General features: G+C 53.9%; 32 protein-coding genes. 17 read left to right on the forward strand and 15 right to left on the reverse strand.

From position 1 onward, the window contains the following. Positions 1 to 20: 20 nt before the first annotated feature. The 6 genes from metX to hemW all read left to right on the forward strand — a co-directional run bounded on the left by metX (position 21) and on the right by hemW (position 4,455). Complete coding sequence (metX, locus tag HUF19_RS00905) at positions 21 to 1,181, forward strand: homoserine O-succinyltransferase MetX (protein WP_260998086.1); 1,161 nt, start codon at positions 21 to 23, stop codon at positions 1,179 to 1,181. After that, on the forward strand, positions 1,178 to 1,780 hold the full coding sequence (gene metW / locus HUF19_RS00910; protein ID WP_260998087.1) for a methionine biosynthesis protein MetW: 603 nt from the start codon (positions 1,178 to 1,180) through the stop codon (positions 1,778 to 1,780). Before metX ends, metW begins: the two co-directional genes overlap by 4 nt. 2 nt (positions 1,781 to 1,782) lie before the next feature. Beyond that, complete coding sequence (locus HUF19_RS00915; protein WP_260998088.1) at positions 1,783 to 2,250, forward strand: DUF4426 domain-containing protein; 468 nt, start codon at positions 1,783 to 1,785, stop codon at positions 2,248 to 2,250. Continuing rightward, positions 2,247 to 2,861, forward strand: coding sequence for an RdgB/HAM1 family non-canonical purine NTP pyrophosphatase (rdgB, locus tag HUF19_RS00920; protein ID WP_260998089.1), 615 nt, complete (start codon positions 2,247 to 2,249; stop codon positions 2,859 to 2,861). The genes HUF19_RS00915 and rdgB overlap by 4 nt, the downstream gene beginning before the upstream one ends. Before the next feature lie 79 nt (positions 2,862 to 2,940). Then, entirely contained in the window at positions 2,941 to 3,285 is a 345-nt protein-coding gene (locus HUF19_RS00925) for a hypothetical protein (protein WP_260998090.1), read from the forward strand. Between the two features lie 27 nt (positions 3,286 to 3,312). Continuing rightward, a complete protein-coding gene (hemW, locus tag HUF19_RS00930) occupies positions 3,313 to 4,455 on the forward strand; it encodes a radical SAM family heme chaperone HemW (protein WP_260998091.1) in 1,143 nt (380 codons plus the stop codon). Between the two features lie 60 nt (positions 4,456 to 4,515). Here the strand turns inward: hemW and HUF19_RS00935 are convergent, their stop codons facing one another. From HUF19_RS00935 to ectA, 5 genes are all read right to left on the reverse strand, one after another. Further along, positions 4,516 to 5,463: a tetratricopeptide repeat protein gene (locus HUF19_RS00935; RefSeq protein WP_260998092.1), complete on the reverse strand. Its 948-nt coding sequence runs from the start codon at positions 5,461 to 5,463 to the stop codon at positions 4,516 to 4,518. Then, on the reverse strand, positions 5,439 to 6,890 hold the full coding sequence (locus tag HUF19_RS00940; RefSeq protein ID WP_260998093.1) for an aspartate kinase: 1,452 nt from the start codon (positions 6,888 to 6,890) through the stop codon (positions 5,439 to 5,441). The genes HUF19_RS00935 and HUF19_RS00940 overlap by 25 nt, the downstream gene beginning before the upstream one ends. Further along, entirely contained in the window at positions 6,887 to 7,300 is a 414-nt protein-coding gene (locus tag HUF19_RS00945; RefSeq protein ID WP_260998094.1) for an ectoine synthase, read from the reverse strand. Before HUF19_RS00945 ends, HUF19_RS00940 begins: the two co-directional genes overlap by 4 nt. 124 nt (positions 7,301 to 7,424) lie before the next feature. Further along, positions 7,425 to 8,690, reverse strand: coding sequence for a diaminobutyrate--2-oxoglutarate transaminase (ectB, locus tag HUF19_RS00950; protein WP_230331374.1), 1,266 nt, complete (start codon positions 8,688 to 8,690; stop codon positions 7,425 to 7,427). An 8-nt stretch (positions 8,691 to 8,698) separates the two neighbouring features. Beyond that, positions 8,699 to 9,241 carry a diaminobutyrate acetyltransferase gene (gene ectA, locus HUF19_RS00955; RefSeq protein WP_145466974.1) on the reverse strand — a complete coding sequence of 181 codons (543 nt, stop codon included), beginning with the start codon at positions 9,239 to 9,241 and terminating at the stop codon, positions 8,699 to 8,701. Between the two features lie 157 nt (positions 9,242 to 9,398). On the opposite strand from ectA, the gene HUF19_RS00960 reads away from it, so the two are divergent. From HUF19_RS00960 to HUF19_RS00970, 3 genes are all read left to right on the forward strand, one after another. Next, entirely contained in the window at positions 9,399 to 9,821 is a 423-nt protein-coding gene (locus tag HUF19_RS00960) for a chemotaxis protein CheW (RefSeq protein WP_260998095.1), read from the forward strand. After that, positions 9,821 to 10,369 (forward strand): MarR family winged helix-turn-helix transcriptional regulator, encoded by a 549-nt coding sequence (locus HUF19_RS00965; protein ID WP_328296342.1) that lies wholly within the window; start codon positions 9,821 to 9,823, stop codon positions 10,367 to 10,369. The genes HUF19_RS00960 and HUF19_RS00965 overlap by 1 nt, the downstream gene beginning before the upstream one ends. Positions 10,370 to 10,654: 285 nt before the next feature. Further along, complete coding sequence (locus HUF19_RS00970; protein WP_225691426.1) at positions 10,655 to 11,836, forward strand: acetyl-CoA C-acetyltransferase; 1,182 nt, start codon at positions 10,655 to 10,657, stop codon at positions 11,834 to 11,836. A gap of 60 nt (positions 11,837 to 11,896) precedes the next feature. On the opposite strand, the gene HUF19_RS00975 is transcribed toward HUF19_RS00970, so the two are convergent. Then, the gene (locus tag HUF19_RS00975) at positions 11,897 to 12,979 is read right to left on the reverse strand and encodes a DKNYY domain-containing protein (protein ID WP_260998096.1); all 1,083 of its coding nucleotides are present in this window, start codon (positions 12,977 to 12,979) and stop codon (positions 11,897 to 11,899) included. Between the two features lie 264 nt (positions 12,980 to 13,243). Here HUF19_RS00975 and HUF19_RS00980 point away from each other — a divergent pair, with 264 nt between their 5' ends. After that, the gene (locus tag HUF19_RS00980) at positions 13,244 to 14,917 is read left to right on the forward strand and encodes a long-chain-fatty-acid--CoA ligase (protein WP_260998097.1); all 1,674 of its coding nucleotides are present in this window, start codon (positions 13,244 to 13,246) and stop codon (positions 14,915 to 14,917) included. Positions 14,918 to 14,991: 74 nt separating this feature from the next. On the opposite strand, the gene tatC is transcribed toward HUF19_RS00980, so the two are convergent. Genes tatC through hisI form a run of 6 tightly spaced genes read right to left on the reverse strand, consistent with a single transcriptional unit; the run spans position 14,992 to position 17,523 of the window. Continuing rightward, entirely contained in the window at positions 14,992 to 15,741 is a 750-nt protein-coding gene (gene tatC, locus HUF19_RS00985; protein ID WP_225691432.1) for a twin-arginine translocase subunit TatC, read from the reverse strand. Next, entirely contained in the window at positions 15,738 to 16,121 is a 384-nt protein-coding gene (gene tatB / locus HUF19_RS00990; RefSeq protein WP_260998098.1) for a Sec-independent protein translocase protein TatB, read from the reverse strand. Before tatB ends, tatC begins: the two co-directional genes overlap by 4 nt. Beyond that, positions 16,121 to 16,381, reverse strand: coding sequence for a Sec-independent protein translocase subunit TatA (gene tatA / locus HUF19_RS00995; RefSeq protein WP_145466952.1), 261 nt, complete (start codon positions 16,379 to 16,381; stop codon positions 16,121 to 16,123). Before tatA ends, tatB begins: the two co-directional genes overlap by 1 nt. 35 nt (positions 16,382 to 16,416) lie before the next feature. Next, positions 16,417 to 16,749 carry a histidine triad nucleotide-binding protein gene (locus HUF19_RS01000; RefSeq protein ID WP_260998099.1) on the reverse strand — a complete coding sequence of 111 codons (333 nt, stop codon included), beginning with the start codon at positions 16,747 to 16,749 and terminating at the stop codon, positions 16,417 to 16,419. 33 nt (positions 16,750 to 16,782) lie between these two features. Then, positions 16,783 to 17,115: a phosphoribosyl-ATP diphosphatase gene (locus HUF19_RS01005; protein WP_145466948.1), complete on the reverse strand. Its 333-nt coding sequence runs from the start codon at positions 17,113 to 17,115 to the stop codon at positions 16,783 to 16,785. Between the two features lie 27 nt (positions 17,116 to 17,142). Continuing rightward, positions 17,143 to 17,523, reverse strand: a complete 381-nt coding sequence (gene hisI / locus HUF19_RS01010) for a phosphoribosyl-AMP cyclohydrolase (RefSeq protein WP_145466946.1) — start codon at positions 17,521 to 17,523, stop codon at positions 17,143 to 17,145. Positions 17,524 to 17,875: 352 nt separating this feature from the next. On the opposite strand from hisI, the gene HUF19_RS01015 reads away from it, so the two are divergent. The 7 genes from HUF19_RS01015 (at position 17,876) to HUF19_RS01045 (ending at position 22,999) form a co-directional block, all read left to right on the forward strand. Beyond that, positions 17,876 to 19,075 (forward strand): amine dehydrogenase large subunit, encoded by a 1,200-nt coding sequence (locus HUF19_RS01015; RefSeq protein WP_260998100.1) that lies wholly within the window; start codon positions 17,876 to 17,878, stop codon positions 19,073 to 19,075. After that, on the forward strand, positions 19,068 to 19,613 hold the full coding sequence (locus HUF19_RS01020; RefSeq protein ID WP_260974688.1) for a MauE/DoxX family redox-associated membrane protein: 546 nt from the start codon (positions 19,068 to 19,070) through the stop codon (positions 19,611 to 19,613). The genes HUF19_RS01015 and HUF19_RS01020 overlap by 8 nt, the downstream gene beginning before the upstream one ends. A gap of 9 nt (positions 19,614 to 19,622) precedes the next feature. Continuing rightward, positions 19,623 to 20,210 (forward strand): methylamine dehydrogenase accessory protein MauD, encoded by a 588-nt coding sequence (gene mauD, locus HUF19_RS01025; protein WP_260998101.1) that lies wholly within the window; start codon positions 19,623 to 19,625, stop codon positions 20,208 to 20,210. A 76-nt stretch (positions 20,211 to 20,286) separates the two neighbouring features. Then, positions 20,287 to 20,841, forward strand: coding sequence for a methylamine dehydrogenase light chain (locus HUF19_RS01030; protein WP_260974686.1), 555 nt, complete (start codon positions 20,287 to 20,289; stop codon positions 20,839 to 20,841). Between the two features lie 13 nt (positions 20,842 to 20,854). After that, positions 20,855 to 21,328, forward strand: coding sequence for a c-type cytochrome (locus tag HUF19_RS01035; protein WP_260998102.1), 474 nt, complete (start codon positions 20,855 to 20,857; stop codon positions 21,326 to 21,328). 13 nt (positions 21,329 to 21,341) lie between these two features. Next, positions 21,342 to 21,857: a c-type cytochrome gene (locus tag HUF19_RS01040; protein WP_260998103.1), complete on the forward strand. Its 516-nt coding sequence runs from the start codon at positions 21,342 to 21,344 to the stop codon at positions 21,855 to 21,857. A 101-nt stretch (positions 21,858 to 21,958) separates the two neighbouring features. Continuing rightward, positions 21,959 to 22,999, forward strand: a complete 1,041-nt coding sequence (locus tag HUF19_RS01045; RefSeq protein ID WP_260998104.1) for a 1-aminocyclopropane-1-carboxylate deaminase/D-cysteine desulfhydrase — start codon at positions 21,959 to 21,961, stop codon at positions 22,997 to 22,999. 145 nt (positions 23,000 to 23,144) lie between these two features. Here the strand turns inward: HUF19_RS01045 and HUF19_RS01050 are convergent, their stop codons facing one another. The 3 genes from HUF19_RS01050 to pyrR are packed head-to-tail and all read right to left on the reverse strand — an operon-like array spanning position 23,145 to position 26,004. Next, positions 23,145 to 24,413, reverse strand: a complete 1,269-nt coding sequence (locus HUF19_RS01050) for a dihydroorotase (protein WP_260998105.1) — start codon at positions 24,411 to 24,413, stop codon at positions 23,145 to 23,147. 2 nt (positions 24,414 to 24,415) lie between these two features. Continuing rightward, positions 24,416 to 25,471 (reverse strand): aspartate carbamoyltransferase catalytic subunit, encoded by a 1,056-nt coding sequence (locus tag HUF19_RS01055; protein ID WP_260998106.1) that lies wholly within the window; start codon positions 25,469 to 25,471, stop codon positions 24,416 to 24,418. 38 nt (positions 25,472 to 25,509) lie between these two features. Then, positions 25,510 to 26,004 (reverse strand): bifunctional pyr operon transcriptional regulator/uracil phosphoribosyltransferase PyrR, encoded by a 495-nt coding sequence (gene pyrR / locus HUF19_RS01060; protein ID WP_145466925.1) that lies wholly within the window; start codon positions 26,002 to 26,004, stop codon positions 25,510 to 25,512. Positions 26,005 to 26,011: the final 7 nt, after the last annotated feature.

Here is a 26,011-nt window from a genome sequence, read left to right on the forward strand (position 1 = left end):
AACGCGGGAAACGAACGCTCATGCCGGATGTTATTCCCGACGACTCCGTCGGTCTGGTCACTCCCCAGTTACAGCATTTTGATCAGCCACTGACTTTGCGCAGTGGCCGGGTTCTGCCGCAGTACGATCTGATGTACGAAACCTATGGCAGCCTGAACGCCGATAAATCCAACGCGGTGCTGATCTGTCACGCCCTGAGTGGCGATCATCACGCCGCCGGTTACCACAGCATGGACGATAAAAAGCCCGGCTGGTGGGATACCGCCATCGGTCCCGGCAAAGCCATCGATACCAACCACTTTTTTGTGGTGGCGCTGAATAATTTAGGCGGCTGCTCAGGTTCGACCGGCCCGACCAGCATCAATCCGGAAAGCGGTGAAGTGTACGGCCCGGATTTTCCGATTATGGCGGTGCGTGACTGGGTAAACAGTCAGGCGCGGCTGGCCGATGTGCTGGGTATTCAGCAATGGGCCGCCGTGGTTGGTGGTTCGCTGGGTGGCATGCAGGTATTGCGCTGGTCGATTCAGTTTCCTGAGCGCGTACGCCATGCGGTGGTGATTGCTTCGGCACCGAAATTATCGGCGCAGAATATTGCCTTTAACGAAGTCGCACGTCAGGCCATTGCCAAAGATCCGGATTTCCATGACGGCTGGTATCACAAATTCGGCACCATCCCGAAATCCGGTCTGATGCAGGCGCGCATGCTGGGGCACTTAACCTATCTGTCAGATGATGCGATGCGGCAGAAATTCGGCCGTGAGCTGAAAGAAGGCAAACTGAATTACAGCTTTGCGCCGGAATTTGAGGTGGAAAGCTACCTGCATTATCAGGGCGAAAAATTCAGTACGCGCTTTGATGCCAATACCTACATGCTGATGACCAAAGCACTGGATTATTTTGATCCGGCCGCCGATTTTGATAACGATCTGGTGAAATGTCTGAGCCGCTCGCAGTGCGACTATCTGGTGGTTTCTTTTACTACCGACTGGCGTTTCTCTCCGGCGCGTTCGGAAGAAATTGTGAATGCCCTGATGCACGCCGATAAAAACGTCAGTTATGCCTGCATCGAATCGGAAAACGGCCATGATGCTTTCCTGCTGCCGATTCCGCGTTATATGGATATTTTCAAAGCCTATATGCAACGTGTGGCAAGTGGTCTTGGCGTGGAGGGGAAAGCATGACGGTATTACGCGATGATCTGGCCATTATCCAGCAATGGGTTAAGCCCGACAGTCAGGTACTCGATCTTGGTTGCGGCGAAGGCTCGTTGCTGAGCTACCTGAAGCGTCATAAAAATGTGCGCGGATATGGTCTGGAAATTAATCCGGAAAAAATCACTGCCTGTATTGCCAATGGCGTCAATGTTATCGAACAGGATCTGGATAAAGGTCTGAGTAATTTTGAAGATAACAGCATTGATACCGTCATCATGACCCAGGCGCTGCAAGCGGTGCAGCGCCCGGATTTATTGCTCGATGAAATGCTGCGCATCGGTGAGGAAGCCATTGTTACCTTCCCGAACTTTGGTTACTGGCGTACGCGTTTTTATCTGCTGCTGAAAGGCCGTATGCCAATGTCGGAAACGCTGCCGTATAACTGGTACGACACGCCCAACATTCATATGTGTACCTTCCGCGATTTTGAGATGCTGTGCCGTGAAAAAGGCATCCGCATCCTTAATAAAACCGTGGTCGATGACCAGCATAAAGAACACTGGACGATTCGCCTGTGGCCGTCCATGCTGGGTGAAATTGCCGTTTATCACATCACAAGGAAATGATCATGAAAGCACTGACTCAGGTTTTTACAGCATGTTTATTCACCCTGTGTGCCGCCTTCAGCCCGTTGCTGCTGGCCGCCGACCGTGGTGAACAGAAAAAGGTATTCGGTGACTACGAAATTCACTATATCGGCCTTAACTCCAGCTTCCTGCCGCCGGAAGCGGCTGAAGCCTATGGCATCACCCGTTCACGGGCGCTGGGCTATATCAGTGTATCGATTCTGCATAATGAAGATGGCAGCGATGTGCCGGTGGCGGTCAGCGGTACAGTGACCGGTACTATCCGTAATCTGATTGGCCAGAGCCGCGAGCTGGAATTTCAGGAAATCAAAGAAACCAACGCGGTGTATTACATCACCACTTTCCGTTTCGATGATGAAGACATGTATAACGTTAACCTGAAAGCGACGCCGGAAGGCCAGAGCCGCACCTTTGATGTGAAATTCAGCCAGCGGTTTTACGAAGAATGAACAAAATAGTACTCGCCAGCGGTAATGCCGGAAAACTGCGGGAATTTTCCGCACTGTTCGACACCCATTTTGCCGGACTGAATATTGAGCTGATTCCGCAAACTCAGCTTAATGTGATTGAGGCCGAAGAAACCGGCCTCAGTTTTGTTGAAAATGCCATTCTTAAGGCACGCAATGCCTGCGCCGCTACCGGTCTGCCGGCACTGGCCGATGACTCCGGTCTGGAAGTCGATGCCCTGCAGGGCGCACCGGGTATCTACAGTGCCCGTTATGCCGCAGCCGGCGATGGTTTCGGCCAGGGCGACAGTGCCAATAATGCCAAGCTGCTGGCGGCACTTAAAGATGTTCCTGAGGCGCAGCGTACTGCCCGTTTCCAGTGCGTACTGGTGTATATGCGTCATGCCGCCGACCCGACGCCACAGGTGTTTCAGGGGTGCTGGGAAGGGCGTATTTTAACCGCACCGGAAGGCAGTGATGGCTTTGGCTATGATCCGCTGTTCTTTGTGCCGGGCGAAGGCTGTGCTGCAGCCAGTCTGAATAAAGAACGTAAAAATCAGCTTTCTCACCGTGGTCAGGCGATTCAGCAGCTTCTGGCGCGCTGGCACGTCTGATATTTCCCCTTCAGGGATGGCAAGTCTGGCCCGCGCTTATGGTGCGGGCTTTTTTATTATTTTTTACAAAGAGTAATGTGTGGATATTTTCGACCAGCTTGAACAGAAAGTGTTACGTACCATCAGCAGCATCGAAACCCTGCAGCTGGATAATATGCAGCTGCAGGAAGATGTGCAGAAACTGAACAACGAACAGCAACAGACCCGGCAGCAACTGGCTGAAGCTGCTGCGCAACTGGTTGAACGCGATGCTGCAGCTCTGGCTCAGCAACAGCAGATTGAGCAACTGAATGCGCAAATACTACAAATGCAGCAAGACAACGAGCGCCTGAAAAAAGACAATACCCGTCTGTCACACGAAAGTAATGAATGGGCCGCCAAGGCAGAAACCTTGCTGCAGGCTCTGGATCTGGCTGAAGTCTGAGCCGGAATTTAAGGAAGTAATCACGCTATGCTGCATCTGCCGCCGCTGAGTCTGTATATCCACGTTCCCTGGTGTATCCGTAAGTGCCCGTACTGCGATTTCAATTCGCATCAGGCCGACGGCGACCTGCCGGAGCGGGAATATATCCGTGCCTTACTGGCCGATCTGGATGAAGACCTGCGCTGGGTGCAGGGGCGTGAGATTCACAGCATTTTCTTTGGCGGCGGCACGCCCAGCCTGTTGTCGGCCAGGGCTTACGAAGCGCTGTTTAAAGGACTGAAGCAGCGCCTGACCTTTGCCAAAGATATTGAAATTACCCTCGAAGCCAATCCGGGTACCTTTGAAGCTGAAAAATTCGCTGCTTACCGCAAGCTGGGAATTAACCGTTTATCCATCGGCATTCAGAGCTTTCAGCCGGAACATCTGCAGAAGCTTGGTCGGGTACATGACCGCGAGCAGGCACTGCGGGCGATTAAACTGGCGAAAAAAGCCGGTTTTGATAATTTTAACCTCGATTTAATGCATGGTCTGCCGGGGCAAACGGTCGAACAGGCGCTGGACGATTTGCAACAGGCACTGGCGTTTAAGCCGACGCATTTATCCTGGTACCAGCTGACCATCGAACCCAATACCGAATTTTATAAACGTCCGCCGCAGTTACCGGAAGACGATGCCTTATGGGATATTCAGGAAGCGGGGCTGGTATTACTGGCGGAGCACGGTTTTGACCACTACGAAATATCGGCGCATTGCCAGCCGGGCAAAGCCTCGAAACATAATCTGAATTACTGGCAGTTTGGCGATTACCTTGGCATTGGCGCCGGAGCGCACGGCAAAATCACTCTGGCCGATGCCAACGTAATTTACCGCACGCAGAAAACCCGCCTGCCACGGGATTATCTCAATCCGGATAAAACCTTCCTGACCGGTAAGCAAACCATTGAGCCGGAAGATATTGGTCTGGAATGTTTAATGAATGGCCTGCGCCTGCGTGAAGGTATGCTGGTCGAGGATTTTGAATACCGCACCGGCCTGACACTGGATGCTGTGGCAGAGCCTGTGGCAAAAGCTCAGCAGCTGGGTTTATTAAATGTGGATAAACGTATTTATCCAACCGAAAAAGGCCAGCAATATCTGAATGAACTGCTGGCGCTTTTTTTGACGGAGTAAAGTTCAGACCGCCCGGTCTGAATTTTTCCGGTTTTTGCTGCAGTCTTTTTCTCTGCTTACTCAGCTGTTCTCTTCATCGTCTTCATCTGGCGGCAGTACCACCATTTCCAGAAAACGCTCATTCTGCAGCAGGCTTTCAAAGCTGATATCGCGGCCAGCCTGTAAGCGCAGTGAGTCGGCTTTATCGATGGCGTTCTGCAGGTCGCGCAGGGCTTCTTCGGTTGCACCGCTTTCGGCATGGGCACAGGCACGCTGATAGAGCGCGTGGCTGTTTTCCGGGTCGACTTCCAGGGCGCGGTTGGCAAGGCTGGTTGCCCATTGTGCCTGACCCAGTAATAACGCGGCATCGGCTTTGTAAGTCAGGGCTTCTACGTCGTCCGGGCGCAGTTGCAGAATCTGATCGTAAATGGCGATTTTGCTCTGCGGTGTATTTTCCTGTGAGGCTTTCAGCCACAGCGAATGAATTTCGTTGGTCAGCTCAATTTCTTCCTGCGCCTGGGCAATGTGCCGTGATTTTCGGTGCAGTTCGTCTTCGAGTTTATCCAGACGTTTTTCATAGCTGGCGGTGATACGGCGGATTTCGTCGTTGGCAAAAGCGCCAACCCGTTCTTTGATATCACGTAATGAATTCCAGCCAATTAATACCAACAGTGTGGAAGCGCCGGCAATCAGATAGAAAAAATAGGTGACGGTATCGGTGGCGTAGGTCAGCGCCTTACTGGATACATCAATTTCTTTATCGACAATTTTTTCGGTCAGTTCAACCCGCGCATCAGCAATCTGCTGACGCAGATTTTTAACCTCATCGAGCAGATAGCGTTCGGTAAAAGCGCTGTACAGCGGCGCCTGTAATTCTTCGATCGTCTGCTCTGCCTGCTGGTCGTTCTGTTGCTGTTTTTTATCGTCGCTGTCAACGGACTGTGCAGCCGCTGGCATGGCCAGGGCTGCACAGAAGGTGCTGATGCTCAGCAATAAAGTCAGGGTCAGGCGGTTTTTTGGTCTGGCCATGTATCGGATTGCTCAATCAGTTTTGAATGAAGTGCTTTTACAGCACTGGCGTAGTCGCTGTCGCTGACCAGGAACATGATGTCCACCTGACGCATGGCCTGGTGTACCGAGTGAATATTCACCCCGGCATCGGACAGTGCTCCGGCGGCCTTTTGCAACAGACCGGTAATTTTCATGTCGCTGCCGATGGCGCTGACCATGGCCAGTTTTTCGACACGGATATCGGCCTGCTGATAGGCTTGCTGTACGCGTTCCATCAGCCAGTTAATCCGGCGTTTATTACCTTTTAAATAAAAGGTAACGGTGTTGGCGTTAAAGTCTTTGGTCAGTACCCGCACCCCGGATTCCAGTACCAGATCATTCATGCGCTGGCTGTAGGACGGATCGCCGACCATATCCTGATCGAAAATCTCCAGTGCCCAGACATTACGTGTTCCGGCAATAATTTCCACTTTAGGGGTACTACTACAGTAGTCGCTGTGAATCACAGTGCCACTGTGTTCCGGCTCAAAGGTGTTTTTAATGCGCAGCAGAATATTCTGTTTGCGCAGCCCGGCGGCGGCACGCGGGTGAATGGCTTCCATCCCGAGGTTGGCCAGCTGGTCGGCCACGTCGTAGTTGGTCTGGCCGATCGGGTGCACTTTGCCATCACCAACCAGCACAGGGTCGGCGGTGCTTAAGTGGTATTCCTTGTGAATAACGGCTTCGCGCGCGCCGGTAATGGTGGCGATTTTGCTGAAGGTCATTTCGCTGTAGCCACGGTCAAAGGTGCGCATCAGCCCTTCGCGGCACTGGGTGTAGCCGGTGACGATGGGCATTTCTGTGCTCATATCGACATCGCTGAAGGCCTGGGCAATATGGTCATCCAGACTCAGCTGTTCGTCGGAGCGCCAGTTGGTAAGGTCGATAAAGCGCGCGTTCACATCGTGGCTGCGCAGCAGTTGTACGGAGTTAAACGCACTGTGCGCTTCACCCAGTGCACTGAGCATTTCGCGTACACGGTGCAGGTGATCATCCAGCTGGAAATGGCCGAAGCTGCACACCACTTCGAGATGTTCGAGACACTCCTGCACATCACGCATGCGTTCCTGAATAAACTGGTCCGCGCGTTTATGCATCATGCTGCCCGGGGCAAACATTTCGGCATTAACGTCCAGCATGTTGTTCAGCACTTCATGCAGTTTGTCCTGCCACGGGCGCTTCTCATCCATTTCGGCAAACAGGGCATACACGCCCGGCTCGCCGCTTTTTTTATGCTCGAGCAGACCATTGGTCATGCCAGCGTAAGCAGAAACGACAAATACGCGCTGATACAGGGTTTCGCCCTGCGTCTGGTGCTGGTACGGGCGCAGCCAGATATTGTGCAGAACATCCTGGTACTGACTCATCGACGTGCCGCCGATTTTTTCTACCGTATGCAGAGTCATGGGGTCTCCTTCCAGGCTTTCAGAGGGTCGGCATCCAGTGCATAAACGCCGTCTTTGTCGTGTACTTCGTTGCCGATTAATGGCGGATTAAAGACACAGGCCATCTGCATATCGCTGAAACCGCGCAGCAGGTGCTGATCGTGTTTGTCGAGCACGTACAGGGTGCCGGGCTTGATCGGATAAACCTTGCCGTCGGCAGTGGTTTCGATTTCGCCTTCGCCGCTGATGCAGTACACCGATTCAAGGTGGTTCTGATACCAGATAGGGGTTTCGGTTCCGGCAAAAATGGTGGTGATGTGGAAGGAGAAGCCCATGTTGTCTTCTTTCAGCAGCATACGCACACTTTTCCAGTTGCCGCCGTTGATATTACGTGGGGAGTTTTCGCATTCTTCCAGAGTTCTTACGATCATAGTGATTACTCGTTATCGGTTGGATAAACCGCCAGCCGGGTTTCCCGGCGGCTGGCGGTTTTCTGATGGGCAGTATCAGTCAGGGCCTGTTTAATCAGTGTTAACCGGCCCCGGGAGGGGATGCTCAGGAGGCTTTGGAAATCTGCTCCGCCATCACATCGCCGATGCACTCGGCAAGAATGCCAAGACCGGCTTTCAGGGTGTCTTCTTCGATGGTCAGTGGTGTCAGGATTTTTACCACCTGACCGTCGGAACCGCTGGTTTCAATAACCAGACCGCGTTTGAACGCCAGTTCGGTAATGCGGCTGGCAACCTGGCCATTCACACACTCCAGACCCTGCATAATGCCGCGGCCTTTGTGCTTCATCTGGCCACCATGCTCGGCCTGAATTTCTTTCAGGCGGCTGCGGATCAGCTGCGCTTTTTTCTTCACGCTCTGGCTGAAGCTATCATCTGCCCAGTAGGTTTCCAGCGCCATGCGCGCGGTAATAAAGGCATGGTTATTACCGCGGAAGGTACCGTTGTGCTCGCCCGGCTTCCAGGTATCGAGTTTTTCTTTCAGTAACACAATGGCCATTGGCAGGCCATAACCGCTGAGGGATTTGGACAGGGTGATAACGTCCGGCTCGATACCGAATTCTTCAAAGCTGAAGAAGGTACCGCTGCGGCCACAACCTGCCTGAATATCGTCGACAATCAGCAGCATGTTGTAACGCTTACACAGTGCCTGCAGGCCCAGCATCCAGGCGGCAGAAGCGCTGTTCAGACCACCTTCGCCCTGAATACATTCAACGATCACGGCGGCCGGGTGTCCCAGACCTGAAGAGCCGTCCTGCAGCGCTTTTTCAAAATAGTGCAGCGTATTGAAATCGCCGAGATAGCCGTCGTACGGCATAAACTGCACACCCGGCAGCGGCATGCCGATGGCGTTTTTGTAGTAGTTGTTGGCAGTCACAGCGGCGGCGCCCTGAGTCACGCCGTGGAAACCATTGGTGAACGACACAATGGTCTGACGGCCGGTATTTTTGCGCGCAATCTTCAGTGCCGCTTCCACCGCATTGGTACCGGTCGGGCCGGTAAACTGCACTTTGTACTTCATTTTACGCGGCTTGAGGATGCGCTCGTTGAAGCTCTGCAGGAACGCTGTTTTCGCCTCGGTATGCATGTCCAGACCATGGGTGATGCTGTCCGACTCGATGTATTCCAGCAGTGCTTTCTTAAATACAGGGTTGTTGTGCCCGTAGTTCAGCGTGCCGGCGCCACCGAGGAAGTCGATGTATTCATTGCCTTCGTTGTCAGTGAGGATGGCGTTCTGTGCCTTGGTGAAAGTCACCGGAAAAGAGCGGCAGTAGCCACGCACGTTGGATTCGAGTTCGTGATAGATATCCATGGTGTTTTTTACTCCTGTGCAAAAAGCATGAAGGGACCAATATGAACCAGCGTTTCGCTGTCGTGAGCACCGCCAAAGTGTTGTTCGCGGTCAAACAGTTCGCTGGTCTGGAGAGGGGCGCCAAGGCTGTGAGCCAGACGACGGAAGGTATTCCACGAGGCATCATTGCCCGGTGTGATACTGGTGTGCAGGTGATGCACAACGTGTTGATGGCGCTTAAGCAGCGCGTGCAGCATGCGACTGGCAAGACCCTGACCGCGGGCTTTGCTGTCGACCGCAACCTGCCAGACGAACAGCGTGTCGGGCTGGTGCGGCAGGCGATAGCCGGAGATAAAACCGACCATGTCGCCGTTCTGTTCTGCCACGATGGCCGTGTCGGCAAAGTGCGAACACTGCAGCAGGTTGCAGTACATTGAATTGACATCTAAAGGCTTGCAGCGCTCAACCAGGGAGAAAACGGCATGGCCGTCGGTTGCTGCAGGCTTCCGGAAGGTAATATTGTTTTGATCTGTAATGTTTTTTTCTGACGTTTCTGTCGAAAAAGTATCCATTTCTTGCTTTCAGTTGCCACGTACCGATCAATCAGCCTGAATTTTATTCAGTTTGGCTAAGAATTAATCATTACGGCAACTGCCATTTACTTAGAACCCTAAACAATTTAGCATCGTGGTAATTTATTTACAACTCTAAATAAAATGAGGTGAGCTGATGAACGCTCAGAAATGGCTCACATTCCGCCTGGATGAAACCTGTTACTGCCTGCCGGTGCGCCAGGTGCGTGAAGTCGCACACTTTCAGCCGCCGGAGCCTGTTCCCGGTGCCCCGGCGGTGGTGTCGGGCATCATTAATCAGCGCGGCGATGTGGTCACAGTACTGGATGGCCGGGCGCTGCTGGGGCTGGCTGCTCAGGAAGCCACGGATGACAGCCGTATCATGACGCTGGAACTGGAGCATGAAGTGGTCGGCATGGTGATTGATCAGGTGCAGGAAATCATAGAACTCAATGAATCGGATATTGAGCCGCCAGCGCAGGCGCAGGCACTGATTCTGGGGACTTATCAGCAGGGTGATGAGTTGCTTGTTGCTCTTAATGCCGATCAGCTGGGAAAACTGCCGGAGGCCGATGGATAATGAATGTTTTGAACCCTAACGATGTTAGAATCGGCTCTTATCAGAATGATCCGGACAACGACATGAACCGTTACGATGAGGTGCTGGTTGCCCTGCGCCGTATTATCCGCGCCACCGATCTGCACTCTCGCCAGCTGAGCAAGATTGCTGGTCTGACCGCGCCGCAGTTATTGATTCTGCAGTTGCTGCGTCAGCACACCGAATTAACGGTGGGTGAGGTTGCCCAGCGTGTGAGCCTGTCGCAGGCGACGGTAACCACCATTATCGACCGTTTGGAAAAACGCGGTTTTGTTAAGCGCGAGCGCGGCAGCGCCGACAAGCGCAAGGTTTATGTGTATCTGACGCCGGAGGCGGATGCGGTGTTGCTGAATGCCCCGAAACCACTGCAGGAAAGCTTTGTGCAGCAGTATCAGGATCTGCACGACTGGGAACAGACGATGATTCTCAGCTCGCTCGAGCGGGTGGCCTATATGATGGACGCCCAGCATATCGACGCTTCGCCGGTACTGGATGTGGGCGCCCTTGACCGCGTAGACCGCGACGCCTGATCCGCCGTCTTTCTTAACGCCATAACTCTTAAACGCCGTCAGTGCCAGTCGTGTCATTTATGGCCCGTGCGCACAAGGCCTGTTCCTGACCTGCACCAATGGCGGACGGCGTTAAGCCATCTTTCGGGTATAATGGCGCGCCTGCACCTGCCCGGCGTCCGGTTTTACTGCACCCGACAAAGAGGACAAGCGCCAGCCGTTGGACTGAATTAGCGGCTGAGGTTCATGAATTCGTCATCCTCGCTGTGCTACTCAATGCAGGCCCTCATATTCTGGAGAATTTCTATGACTGACGTAGTAATCGTTGCCGCTACCCGTACCGCTATCGGCTCATTTGCCGGCTCACTGGCCAGTGTTCAGGCGGTGGATCTGGGTGCGACGGTAATCCGTTCATTGCTGGAAAAAACCGGCATCAATCCGGCCGAAGTCGATGAAGTGCTGATGGGCCAGGTATTAACCGCCGCAGCGGGCCAGAACCCGGCACGTCAGGCGGCGATCAAAGGTGGTCTGGCCGATACCACGCCGGCAATGACCATTAACAAAGTGTGTGGCTCCGGTCTGAAGGCACTGCATCTGGCGGCTCAGGCGATTAAAGCCGGTGATGCAGATCTGATTATTGCCGGTGGTCAGGAATCTATGTCCAATGCGCCCCACGCTCTGCCAAATTCACGTAACGGTCAGCGTATGGGGCCGTGGAACATGGTCGACACCATGATTGTGGATGGCCTGTGGGATGCGTTTAACGATTACCACATGGGTATCACCGCCGAAAATATCGCTGATGAGTATCAGATTTCCCGTGAAGAGCAGGACGCATTTGCCGCCGCTTCACAGGAAAAAGCACTGGCCGCAATTGCTGCTGGTAAATTCAAAGATGAAATCACTCCGGTGGTCATTCCACAGCGTAAAGGCGACCCTAAGGTATTCGATACCGACGAAAACCCACGTGCTGGCACCACGGCTGCCAAGCTGGCTGAAATGCGTCCGGCCTTTAAGAAAGACGGCAGCGTTACTGCGGGTAATGCCTCTTCGCTGAATGATGGTGCCGCCGCTGTGATGCTGGCCAGCCGTGAGAAGGCCGAAGCGCTGGGCCTGCCGATTCTGGCCACCATCAAAGCCTATGCCAATGCCGGTGTTGATCCGAAAATCATGGGTACCGGCCCGATTCCGGCAACTAAAAAGTGTCTGGAAAAAGCCGGCTGGACTCTGGCCGATCTGGATCTGGTCGAAGCAAACGAAGCATTTGCCGTGCAGGCGCTGTCGGTTAATAAAGGTCTGGGCTGGGATGCAGACAAAATCAACGTTAATGGCGGTGCTATCGCTCTGGGTCACCCGATTGGTGCATCAGGTTGCCGTATTTTTGTATCGCTGCTGCATGAAATGATGCGTCGTGATGCGAAAAAAGGTCTGGCAACCCTGTGTATCGGTGGCGGTATGGGTGTGGCTCTGGCGGTAGAGCGTGCTTAAGCTTCCGGCAATCACCGCATAAAAAAGGGCAGCTTTAGCTGCCCTTTTTTATTCAGCGCATTATTGCGCAGCTTTTTCGGCGAGTTGTTTTACAACCTTGCCGTTCATATATAACGCATAGCGGTCACGGGCTTCGGACTCGGTTTCGTCATCCCAGTCGGTGACCACAAAGCTGTCGTAATCGACATCGTGCAGTATCTGCGTCGGGTCATAGCTCTTGTAGTGGTAGATATGATTGGCGTCTTTCAGATAGCCGCGGTTCAGTACTTCTATCGTTGCCGGATCAGCCCCGGCAATCGGTGCTGAACGGTCGCCAATCAGGTCGTACACGACTGAGCGGTCGCGGGCATGACGATCGGTATCGGGTAACAGCGCAAAGCTCGGCGCATCGGCCATCGGCAGGATGGTTGTTTCCTGATAATAAATGCGCTGACTGTCTTTGGCCAGAAACGGCGTAACAATACTGATTTCATCCGGATTCACTTCGCCAATGCGCCTGGCATCATAATACAGCGTGGTGCCGGACAGGGCATAGGCGGACGGGCTGCCCCAGGCATCCGGCACCCGTTTGAACTGTGCCGGGTCAGCACCGGGAATGGCCTTGCCACCGAGGTAAATCTTTTGGTTATCGACCCAGTATTCCTCGTCACTGTCCAGCGGCCGGAACGAGGCCACGTCGGCATCTGCCAGCAGCTCTCCGCGGAAATACACCTGTTTATTGTCGCGCGCATAACCTTGGGAATAATAATTGTTACCCAGCACCTCAAAGGTTTCGCTGTCGGCCCCGGCAACCGGGCGGGCGTTGTAATACACCTGATTATTGACGTTGGAATAACCACTGCTGGCGATGCCGTTTAAAGCGTTTTTCAGCAGCGAGCCGTAGCCGAATACACTCATTGCCAGCACGATAATAACGGTGGCGCCCAGGGTCAGGGTACGGCCGGAAATACCGAACAGCTCGGCACCGAATATCCAGTACAGCGCGCATAACGGAATGGGATAACACAGGAAAATCATCATCCCGATGATATGTTCGCGGTTATTTTCTGAACCCGGTGCATCAAATGCCATCGGCGACATCATCATGACCATTGGCCAGAACAGCAGCATCATGGTGGTTATGATCTGAAAGATTAAAAGCATCGGAATATCCTTTCCGTAAGAGTGGTCATGTTGTCTGCCGGGCGCATGCCGGAGCAAAAAAGCATCATACAAAAAATGATCAGCCGCGGCTGCCCGTTTTGTTGCAAAATGATGAATGCATCATGGTGGGTGGCTTAGCCGTTGTGAAAAATACCTGGCATCTCATTCTATGGGAGGAGACACGCTAACAAAGCGGCCGTTGCCTCTGGCTAACGGGCGCTAAGGCTTTTAAGCTGGAACAAACAACTTGCCATGGAACGCATTATGACACTCACTGCTTCTTCTTTCGCCCTTGCCCAAAGCGGTCAGATGATGACTCAGCCACTGATTATTTCCGACCTGCTGGAATACGCTGCTGCGCATCATGGTGCGCGTGAAATTATCAGTCGCCGGCTGGAAGGTGATATCCACCGCTATACCTACCGCGATGCGTTAAAACGCAGCAAGCAACTGGCCAATGCATTGCTGGCTCTAGGCGTTCAGCCCGGTGACCGGGTGGCGACACTGGCCTGGAACGGCTATCGCCATTTTGAATGTTATTACGCGATCTCCGGTATCGGTGCCATCTGTCATACCGTTAATCCACGGCTTTATACTGAGCAGGTGGAATACATCATTAATCATGCCGAAGACTGTTATGTCTTTCTGGATGCCTGCTTCGCAAAATTACTGGAACCGGTGGCGGATAAATTAACCTCGGTCAAAGGCTTTATCTTTATGATCGACGCCGACCAGATGCCGCAAACCAGCCTGCCAAATGCCATTAATTATGAAGATTTAATGACAGCACAGAGTGATGAGTTGGTGTGGCCGCGTTTTCCGCAGGATACCGCCTCCGGCCTGTGTTACACCTCGGGCACTACCGGCAACCCTAAAGGTGTGTTGTATTCCCATGCCTCCACGGTGCTGCATGCCTATGCCAGCCGTAATCCGGATGCACTGAATGTTTCTGCCGATTCGGTAGTGATGCCGGTGGTGCCTATGTACCACGTCTGCGCTTGGGGTATGCCTTATATCGCGCCGATGAGCGGTGCAACGCTGGTATTGCCTGGTGACGGTATGGATGGCCAGAGTCTGCATGAATTAATCGAGCTGGCCGAAGTGGATTTAATGCTGGGTGTACCAACGGTTTGGCTGGGTCTGATCGATTATTTAAAACGTAACAATAAACGCATGGACTCGGTTAAAACCGTCGGCGTTGGTGGCTCAGCCTCACCAAAATCGTTGGTGGAAACACTGGATAAAGAATACGGCGTGTATTTATTACCAATCTGGGGCATGACCGAAACCTCACCACTGGCGACGCTCGGTGCACCAACCAAAGCGATGCAGAAAATGAGCGACGATGAACGCTATCGCCTGCAGACCACCGCCGGCCGGCCAATGTTTGGTATCGAGCTGGAAATTTTTGGAGAAGATGATCAGCCGCTGCCACACGATGGAACATCGCGTGGTTATTTACGTGTACGCGGCCCCTGGGTGTTAACGGCGTATTATAAAGATGAAAAACCCGATTCATTTTTTATCGATGCCAATGGTCAACAATGGTTCGATACCGGTGATATCGCCGTGATTGATGAAAACAGTTATCTGCAGATTGTTGACCGCGCTAAAGATGTTGTGAAGTCCGGCGGCGAGTGGATTTCCAGTATCGATCTGGAAAACGCGGCAGTAGGGCACCCGGACGTAAAAGAAGCCTGTGTCATTGGTGTGCGTCATCAGAAGTGGGATGAGCGGCCGTTGCTGTTTATTGTAAAAAGTGAAGAAAGCGATATCGATAAACAGGATATCTATCACTATCTGGAAAGCCGTGTTGCCAAGTGGTGGCTGCCGGATGACATCCTGTTTGTTGAGGAGCTGCCGCATACGGCTACGGGCAAGCTGCAGAAGCGTACGCTGCGTGATGAGTATATTGATTATCTGGTGGAGAAGGCCTGAGGATATTCCTCATTCTGAATAAATAAAAAGCCCGGCAGTTGCCGGGCTTTTTATGCTCGATAAAGTCAGGATAATCAGCTTTCCTGAATCTCTTCTTCGCCATCTTCCTGCGGCTTTTTAATCAACCTTGAGGCCAGCACACCGGCTTCAAACAGCAGCCACATAGGTACGGCCAGAATGGTCTGGGAGATAACGTCCGGTGGCGTAACCAGCATACCGACAACAAAACAGCCAACGAAGATATAAGGACGTTTTTCAGTCAGGGCAGCCACGGTGGTTATACCGCTGAGTACCATCAGGAAGGTCGCGATCGGAATTTCAAAGGCGATGCCAAAAGCAAAAAAGATTTTAAGAATAAAATCGAGAATATTGCTGATGTCCGGCATAAAGGAAATGCCTTCCGGCCCGGCGGCGGTAAAGAAGCCGAATGCCAGCGGCAGCACTACAAAGTAGGCAAAGGCGATGCCGGTATAAAACAGGACAACGCTGGATACCAGTAACGGAATACCGAATTTCTTTTCGTGCTGATACAGACCCGGAGAAATAAAACTCCATACCTGATGCAGCAGAAAAGGCACGGCCAGCAGCACCGCCAGAACCAATGTCAGTTTAAACGGCACCAGAAAAGGCGAGGCTACACCGGTGGCGATCATATTGCCGCTGTCGGGCAGCAATACTGACAGTGGCTTTACCAGAATCAGGTACAGGTCGTTGGCAAAGTAAAACATGCCAAGAAACAGCACCAATACCACCAGTACCGATTTCAGCAAACGGTTTCGCAGTTCGATCAGGTGGGCAATCAGGGGTTGTTCATGATCGGTCATGATGACGCATCGGTATTATCAGGTTTTGGATTGGCAGCAGGCTGCTGCGGACCTTGCTGCTGCGGAGCCTGTGCCAAAGAGGCTTTGTTTTCCGCGGCTTTATTTTCTGCTGTTTGCTCTGCGTCCGGCTTGGGCTGAATGCTGTTAGCCGATGGCGAATCGTCATCGAGAAACGTGGCATAAGGGTCTTTCAGCTTTTCGCGTAATTCTTCGGTGCGGACCTGGCGCTCAAGATCATCCTGGATATTGCTCATGGTGCGGCGCATACGGCCAAGAAACAGACCTACTGTGCGGGCTGCTTTTGGCAGTCGTTCCGGGCCGAGCACCAGCAGGCCCAGAATGGCTACTACCATTAATTCCAGAAAACCGATATCGAACATCAGATTTTATCTTGGTCTTTGTTGGTGCTTTTGAATTCGGCGTCTTTGGCTGCGCCTTCTTTATGCTCCAGTGTTTTTGCCGGCTCTTTGCTGTCGTCTTCATCGGCTTTTGCACTGCTGTCGTCATTCACAGCTTTTTTAAAGCTCTTGATTGCTCCGCCCAGGTCGCCACCCAGGTTACGCAGTTTTTTGGTACCGAAAATCATAATGACGATGGCCAGAACGATTAATAATTGCCAGATACTGATTCCGCCGAGCATAGGAAAATCCTCTTATTCTTAATTTAAAAATTACATCAGAAACCGGGCAGCTGATCGCCGCCCAGTATATGAAAGTGCATATGGAAAACTTCCTGCCCACCTTCTTTACCGGTATTGGTAATGGTGCGGAAGCCAGTCAGGTTTTGTGTGCGGGCAATGGCCGGCAGGCTGAGCATTAAATGGCTCATCAGGCTGGCATCAGCGTCGCTCAGATCATTCAGGTTAACGATATGGCGCTTGGGAATGACCAGCAGGTGGGTGTCCGCTTTAGGCGCAATATCGTGAAACGCCAGCAGGTACTCATCTTCATAAACGACATTGGCCGGAATCTTTCCGGCGACAATCTGGCAAAACAGACAGTCCGGCATACTCAATCTCTCAGTTCTCTGGTCTGTACCGGTTTACTTGGGCGTACGTGACGCCTTTTCTTCCAGGCCGGACATATTAAAACGCCGTGCCAGTTCGTTAACCACGGCTTCCGGGCGCTCGCCCAGTTTGGCCAGTGCCACCAGGGTGTGGAACCACAGGTCGGCGGTCTCGTAGATAACATCGCTGTTATCGCCACTGGTTTCGGCGTCTTTGGCGGCCAGAATGGTTTCGGTGGCTTCTTCGCCGACCTTCTCCAGAATCTTGTTCAGGCCCTTGTGATACAGGCTGGCCACATAGGATGAATCGGCGGCCGCGCTCTTACGTTCTTCAAGGATATCGCCGAGGGCGGAAAGTATATCGCTCATAGCTGTTTCAGTTTCGTTAAGTAGCAATCAATAAATGTCTTTCGGATCTTTCAGCACCGGATCAACGCTGACCCATTCGCCGTCCTGATAGACCCGGTAGAAGCAGCTTTCGCGGCCGGTATGACAGGCGATACCGCCAATCTGTTCCACCTGCAGGGTGATAACGTCGGCATCACAGTCGAGGCGCACTTCATGCAGCTGCTGCACATGGCCGGAAGATTCGCCTTTACGCCACAGCTGCTGGCGCGAGCGGGAATAATAGATGGCGCGGTTTTCCTGCACCGTCAGCGCCAGTGCTTCCCGGTTCATCCAGGCCATCATCAGGATACGGCCGGTCTTGTAATCCTGCGCAATGGCCGGTACCAGACCATCGGCGTCCCACTTTACGGCATCAAGCCAGTTACTCATAACATCCCCCGCGTTCAGAGGTCGCAGGATACCCCATGCCCGGGGTTTCGGGTAGGGCTTCGCCATCAGCTGAAGGGCGGCGACAAAGGCTCTGGCAGCTATCGATCCGGGCAGAAATAAGCGCAGAGAGATAAGCGCACCACAATGATGCCGCCTGCAAAATGGCCAGCCTCCTTCTGGTGCTGATAGTTTTATTGTTAATCGGATCTGGTAACAGCCGGTAACAATTCTGACTGAATTGTCAGCATTCGCCTCTTGAAGTATGCATCTGGGGTTATGTTTCAGCGTTGAGCTCAGGCATTGGCATGAGCGCTGCTCTGGCATTGCAGACTCACAACGAGAGCTGTAAACCATGACGTTAACCAAGCAAGAAAGTAAAACCAGAAACCTTTCCCGCCGCGTATTCACTCCGGCACCGCTGGCGGCCTGCATCGCAACCCTGCTGTTGTCGGCGGTTATGCCTGTGGCACAGGCAGAACCCTTTAAGCCGGAAGTTTTCACGGTCGAGAAAACCATTCAGCCCGGACCGAATGTGTTTATGAACGAAGCCGCCTGGGGGGGCGCCAGTCAGATTCACGTCTTCGCTCAGGATGACCTGCACTATAAAGGCTCGATGCCGGCGGGTATTACTTCGCAGATGAAAGTCTCGAAAGACGGCAAAACCGTCTACGTGCTGTCCGACTTTGCCAAGCGCATTACCTATGGTCCGGTAGAAAGTGTGGTGCAGGTGTACGACGTAGAAACCCTGAGCCGCAAGAAAGAAATCATCGTGCCTAATAAAGCCGTAAAAGCCATTGGTATGACCCAGCTGCTGGAATTAAGCGCCGATGAAAAACTGCTGTATGTGCAGAATGCCACACCGGCCACCTCGGTTTCGGTCATTGATATTGCTGCCCGCGAAGTGATTGCTGAAGTGCCGACCCCGGGATGTTACGGCGTTTATCCGGCACTGAAAGGCACCAGTTTCAGCACGCCCTGCGGTACTGGCCAGCTGAAAACCTTCACCCTGAAGGGAAATGAATACAGTGTTGAAGCATCGGGCAAATTATTCGATGTGGATGCCGACCCGATTTATATCCACAGCGAACGCCGTAAAAACGGTGAGCTGATCCTGACCACCTTCGGCGGTGCCCTGTACCTCGCCGATGACAGTGGCAAAACCGTAAAAATCAAAGAAAAACTGCAGGTGAATGCCGGCATCGAAGGTGACTGGGCTCCGGGTGGTTATGCCATCACGGCTTACAGCAGCACGCTGGATATGGTGTTTATGCTGATGCATTCAGGCGCTTATGACGGCAGCCATAAAAACGGCTCTGAAGAAATCTGGGCTTACAGCCTGAAGAAGAAAAAACTTATCAGTCGTTCTCCGGCACCGCATATGGTGGCGCTGAGTGTGACTGAGGGCAAAACCCCGGTGCTGTTCGGTTCCAATGAAGAAGACGAAACCATCGACAAGTACGTACTGAGCGGCGATGGCGACTTTATGTTTGAGAAGGCGGCGGCCGACGAAAAAGCCGGTTGGACCACCTCGCTGGCGGTGTCTCATGACTGAGTTACTGCCACTGGCGAGCCTCACGCTGCTGGTGTTTACCCTGCTGGTATTCCTGCGCGCGGCGCTGCACAAAGCACTGGATTTCCTCGAGTTTCAGGGCTTTGTCGCCGATTACGAATTGCTGCCGGAAGCTTTGGTTAAGCCCGCTGCTGCTGCCTTGCTGGCCCTCGAAGGCGCGCTGGTGCTGATGCTGTTATTCAGTGCCAGCCGTGCTGCCGGACTGGTGCTGGCGGCGCTGTTGCTCGGGGGATATGCCATCGCTATGGGCATCAATATCCGTCGCGGTCATACCCGCATCGAATGTGGCTGTGGCGGTACTCCGCAACTGCTGAGCAAAACCCTGCTGCTGCGCAATGCGCTGCTGATGGTCTTCGCTCTGCTGCCATTGCTCGGTTTGCCGGAAGCACTGCAGAGCGCCGAAATCGTGGTGGCCATCGCTGCTGCTGTCTTTATGTGGCTCGCCTTCCTGTTATTTGAGCAGGTGAACGCCAACCTGCTGGCCATCCGTGAAATGGCCAACTCACTGAAACGAATTTAAGAGGTCGTTATGACTGCTTTGTATTTTGCTGTCGCACTTTTATTTGTTGCCGTAATGGCACTGGCCCTCGCATTTTTTGTGCTGGCCCGCCAGATCGGCGTGTTGTTTGAACGTATCGCGCCGATGGGAGCATTGATGAATGACTCCGGGCCGAAAGTCGGTGATTTAACCCCGGCCTTTACCCTTAACAGCCTGACCGGTGGTGCTGTGCATATTGGCCGCGATAAAGAAAAAGCCATGCTGGTGTTTTTCCTGTCGCCGACCTGTCCGGTATGTAAAAAACTGCTGCCGATTCTGCGCTCGGTAAAAGCCAGTGAAAAAGACTGGCTGGATGTGGTGCTGGCTTCCGATGGTGAAGAAGAAAAACACCAGCGCTTTATTCAGCACGTCGGCCTGCAGGATTTTCCATACGTACTGTCGACCGAACTGGGGCTGGGTTACCGCGTATCGCGTCTGCCGTTTGCGGTGCTGATGGATAAGCAGGGCGTGATCCGCTCGAAAGGTCTGATCAACAGCCGCGAGCAGCTTGAGAGCCTGTTCAATGCCATGGAAATGGGTGTTGGCTCGGTACAGAGTTTTCTTGAGCAGCATTCCTGAACAAGCCACTCCTGAACAAGCAATTCCTGAGCATCACTCAGTAGGCAACGATTTTTAGGCAACAAGAGATATCACTATGAAACGATTTTTCGACAGCGTATTAACCGGCCTGGATAAAGGCACCGAAAATTTAACCCGCAAAGTCGCACAGCGCAGCAGCCGCCGCAGTTTTTTAAGCCGCGCCGGGATGCTGATGCTGGGCAGTGCCATGCTGCCGGTCCTGCCCTTTGACCGTAATGCCGGCAAAGCCTGGGCAGGAGAAGCGGAAGACGAAGCCCCGGCCGATCCGAATGATCCGACGGCCTGTGAATACTGGCGCTACTGCGCGCTCGACGGCAACCTGTGCAACGACTGTGGCGGCACATTAACCACCTGTCCGCCGGGTTCCGAAGCGTCCAAAGTCTCCTGGGTCGGCACCTGCCGTAACCCGAATGACGATAAAGACTATCTGGTGTCGTACAACGACTGCTGCGGCAAAGTGGAGTGCAACGGCACCTTCTGCTTTACCAGCGAACGGGAGCGTCCGGGTTACCGCATGGGTCTGCATAACGACATTAACTGGTGTATGGCCAATGCGTCGCAGGGTTATCACTGCACCGTTGCTGTGCTGGTTGGTATGGCAGACGCCTGAAGCGGGAGCTGAGATGATGGTTCTGAAAAAATTCACCTTATCTCTGCTCTCGCTGGCAGCACTGGGAGCCGCGCTGGCGGCTCCGGTGTCTGCTGCCGGAGCAACTGAGAATGATGGCGAAGCGCTGTTTAATCAGCGTTGTGCGGCCTGTCACCAGCCGGGTGGTATTGGTACGCCGGGGCTGGCACCGCCACTGGTGAACAGCATGCTGTGGCCGGCGCTGGCCGAACAGGCTCCGGCGTATTTCTGGGGCGTATTAAATAACGGTTTGTCCGGCACTATCGAAGTGGATGGCATCGGTTATTACGGCCTGGTGATGCCGACGCAGGCGGATTTAACGGCCGCGCAAATGAAAGCACTGGCGGCCTATGTGCTGGGCGATCTTAACGGTCTGAATGCAGTGCTGGCTGATGAGGTGTTGGAGTACGCCCGCAGCACGCCTCAGTCTCACAGCCAGCTGCGCGGAGTACGGAAAAATGCACAATAAACAAGACGGGAAAATGCGCAAAAAAATGGCAGCGGGCTGGTTATTGCGCAGCAGCCTGCTGCTGGCACTGTCAGCCGGTTCCTGCGTTTATGCGCAGGCCGCCGATGATGTTGCGCAGGTAAAGCCAGCTCCGGCACCGCAGGGTGAACTCAGCCCGCAGGCCAATTATGTGCTGCGTTGTCTGGGCTGTCATCGTCCGGATGGCGCAGGTTCTCCGGTGGGCGGTATTCCCGATTTTAATAATTACGTTGCCTCGTTTGCCGAAACCGAACGCGGTCGTGAATATCTGATGCACGTACCCGGCGTGGTGGGCGCCAGTCTGAGTGATAATGAAATTGCCGAGGTGATGAATTACATCATGCAGCGCTGGGGCGGGACTTCCCTGCGGGCAAATTTCCAGCCGTTCAGCGCAGAGGAAGTGGCCAGACTGAGACAAACGAACGTCGGCGATGTGGTGAAATACCGCCGCATCGTTGTCGCGGAACTGCAGGCGATGGGACTGCCGGTCGCGGATTATCCCTGGCCTTAATTTTCTGAGCTTAATTTCAGAGCAGCAGCACCATTGGCATTGTAAGACCTGCGGAAGATTGCACCATCGTCTTACAATGCACTTTTGGCCGGAGTCTGCTGGTGTCTTTATCTCCTTTATTCAATGCTTATCCTGCGCTGCAGAAGCGCATTCCGCTGGCGGATATTCCCGGCCAGCAGATTCCGACACCTGTTACCCATAGCCTCGATACGCCGCAACTCTGGCTGAAACACGATGACTTAACCAATGCGGTTTATGGCGGTAATAAAAGCCGCAAGCTGGCGTTGATTTTCGGCAAAATGCAGGCAGAAGGAAAAAACCGCCTGCTGACCTTTGGCGGCACCGGTACCAATCACGGCGTGGCCTGTGCGGTGCACAGTAAAGCGCTGGGCATTGATTGCGAAATCCTTCTTTTTGATCAGCCGGAGAGTGAATCGGTCAGGAAAAACCGGCAGGTGATGCAGCGCTATGGCGCGACGCTGCGTTATAGCGGCAGCCTGCTGAATACCGTGCTGCGTTTTTATACTCTGCAGATCCGTGACCGGCTATTACGCCGCAAACAGACCGAATATTTATTTGCCGGAGGCTCGTCGCTGCAGGGCGTGATTGCTTTTATTGATGCTGTGTTTGAATTACGTGAGCAGATTGAACGGGGTGAATGCCCGCTGCCTGAAACCATTATTTGCCCGGTGGGCTCCAGTGCGACCTTAGCCGGTCTGACGTTGGGCGTGGCGCTTGCCGGTCTGCCATCGCGGGTTATAGGTGTGCGCGTGGCGCCTACGTATCTTGGCCCTTTTCCCGCCTGTACCGTGGCGACGGTGAAACAATTAATGCAGCAGACGCAGCAATATTTACTGCGTTTGCAGGGCGGCATTCCGCCATTCAATATTCCGCAACCGGTACTGCTCGACCAGTATTATGGTGAAGGTTATGGCGTTGCCTCGGCGGCCGGTAATCAGGCTGAGCAATGGTTCCGTAAGCAGCGCTGGGCCGATGGTTTAACCGTGCAGTCAGAATGCACTTACACCGCTAAAGCGCTGGCGGCCTTGCGCGATGAACTGGCAACGGCAAGCGGCCCGGTGTTGTACTGGCATACGCTGAATTCGGTGCAGGGGATTTATAGCGAAGCGGAAGCGGTTTAATGAGCGCACCTTGATCACGGCTGAAAGCCGTTCCCACTCACTCTGGCTCCCACGCGGAGCTTGGGAGCGAGCAATGATTTCCACACATAAAAAAGCCGCAGATTCTGCGGCTTTTTTATTATTCAGCGTTTGGGTTTGTTAACGATCAGCCAAACACTTTACGACCATCAATAAACACGGCGTTAACCGCGCCTTTTAAGGTCTTGCCGGCCACCGGGCTGTTACGTCCTTTGGACAGCAGCGTCGAACGGCGGAAGCTTTGCTCAGCATCCGGATTAATCAGCACCGCATTAAACCAGTTACCTTCACTCAGCGACTGATTCTGGCCCAGTACCTGTGCCGGCAAGGCGCTGGTGGCGCGGATAAAGGCCGATAATTCCAGCTCACCGCGCTCCACCAGTTGCAGTGCCAGCGGCAGAAAACCATCAAAAATACTCATGCCCGGTTCGGCATCGGCAAAAGGTGCTTTCTTGGCGGCCACTTCATGCGGACGGTGGTTGGAGCTGATGGCCAGTTCGCCGGCGTTAACGGCGGCAAGCAGGGCCTGACGGTCGCTTTCACTGCGCAGCGGTGGCTGCACATTGAACTGGCTGTTGTAGCCGGTAACGGCTTCGTCGGTATAAATCAGGTTGGCCAGCGGGGTGTCGGCACTGACGCGGATACCCTGCTCACGTGCCTGTGCCAGCATACGCACACTGCGTGCACAGCTGATCTGGCTGATATGGGCGCGTACGCCGGTCTGCTCAACCAGTAACAGCATCTGCGCCAGGGCGATGGTTTCAGCAGTTTGCGGAATACCGGTCAGGCCCAGACGGGTAGCGGTCGGGCCTTCGTGCATGCAGCCGCCATCCGACAGCGCGGCGTCATCGGGATTAAGGAATACCGGAATATCGTAAGTCGCGGCGTACTCCATCACCCGGCGCAGTACATAGCTGTCTTTGAACGGCGCGCGGGCGTTGCTCAGTGCCACACAACCGGCTTCGCGCAGGCTGAACATGGAGGCCAGCTGCTCACCGGCCAGCCCCTGAGTCAGTGCGCCCAGCGGCAGTACTTTGGCAAAGCCGGCTTTGGCGGCTTTTTCCTGAATTAACTGAATCACCGCCGGGCTGTCGGCCACCGGTTTGGTGTCCGGCAGCGCACACACATGGGTAAAACCACTGGCGCAGGCGGCGCGGGTTTCGCTGGCGATGGAGCCTTTATGGGTAAAGCCTGGCTCGGCCAGATGAGCACCAAGATCGATCAGACCAGGCACCAGCAACAGGCCGCTGGCGTCGATGCTGTGTTCGATACCGCCGGTCGCAGGTTTGTGGCCAATGGCGTGGATACGTCCTTCAGCGACGTAAACATCGGTGACCTGATCGAGATTCTGTGACGGATCGATCAGGCGGGCGTTTTCAATATGCAGGTATCTCATGCTTATGCCTCCTCCTGATCCGGCTCGTTATTGTGCTCGTTGTTCTGCTCGATGTGTTGTTCGTTATGTTGTTCGGCGAGTTCGTTACGCTCCTGCTGCTGACCACTCATGGCCATGGCCATGACGGCCATACGCACGGCGATACCGTAGCTGACCTGATTCAGGATCACCGATTGCGGGCCGTCGGCGACGTTGGATTCAATCTCGACGCCGCGGTTAATCGGCCCCGGATGCATAACGATGGCATCGGGCTTGGCGTAGGTCAGTTTCTCTTCGGTCAGGCCGTAGAGCTTGAAGAATTCGCCTTCGCTCGGCAGCAGGGCGTTTTGCATACGTTCTTTCTGCAGGCGCAGCATGATGATCACATCGCAGTCTTTCAGGCCGTCTTCCATGCGGTAGTAAGCCTTACAGCCCAGCGCTTCGATATCGCGCGGCAGCAGAGTACCGGGGCCGATTACACGAACTTCCGCCGCACCCAGTGTACGCAGCGCATGAATCTGTGAACGGGCCACACGGGAATGCAGGATATCGCCGACGATGGCGACGATTTTCCCTTCGATAGAACCCTGATGGCGGCGGATGGTGAGCATGTCCAGCATCGCCTGGGTCGGATGCGCGTGGCGGCCGTCGCCGGCGTTGATGATGGCAACGTTGGGGGTGACGTGTTCGGCAATAAAGTGGGCGGCACCGGAATCGGCATGGCGCACGACGAACATATCGGAATACATGGCCTCGAGGTTCCACAGCGTATCCATCAGGGTTTCGCCCTTGGCGGTCGCGGATTTGGCGATATCGAGGTTAAGAATATCGGCCGACAGGCGCTTGGCTGCCAGCTCGAAGGTGGAACGGGTACGGGTACTGTTCTCGAAGAACAGGTTGACCACGGTCTTGCCGCGCAGCAGCGGGACTTTTTTCACGTCCCGCTCCTGAGTGCTGATAAAAGAATCGGCGGTGTCGAGAATCTCGGTCAGGAGTTCACGGCTCAGGCCCTCGGTGGTGAGGAAGTGCTTCAGACGCCCGTCGGCGGTCAGCTGCACCTGGCTTGGGTCAGTGGTCATTGTTGCTACTCACAATATGTTGGTCAGTCAGGTGGTGATCAGGACAGGGTCAGCTGCAGTGGCTGCGGGCCACTTAACTTAACCAGCTGGCCTTCTTCCAGTTCCAGCCGGACACCGCACAGGTCTGGCTGGATAGGGAGTTCGCGGCGGCCGATATCCAGCAAACAGACCAGACTGATGCTGGCCGGGCGGCCATAATCGAACAGCTCGTTCATGGCGGCGCGGATGGTGCGGCCGCTCATCACGACGTCGTCGATCAGAATAATATGGCGGTCTTCGATGCTGTCCGGCAGCTCGGAGCCCATGACCTGCGGGTGCAGACCGTGACGGGTGAAGTCGTCACGGTAGAAGCTGATGTCGAGAGTGCTGACGCCGTCTTCGGTCTGCAGTTGTTGTTGCAGGCGTTCGGCAATCCATACGCCACCGGTACGGATACCGACCAGCAGCGGTTGTTCAATATTGTTCTGTTGCAGATAAGCCGCCAGACGCTGGCCCAGCTCGGTGCAGGTTTGTTCGATATCAGGCAGATGCATAGGTGTC

Origin of the sequence: Thalassolituus hydrocarboniclasticus (assembly GCF_025345565.1) — a bacterium.
Taxonomy (GTDB): Bacteria; Pseudomonadota; Gammaproteobacteria; order Pseudomonadales; family Oceanobacteraceae; genus Venatoribacter; species Venatoribacter hydrocarboniclasticus.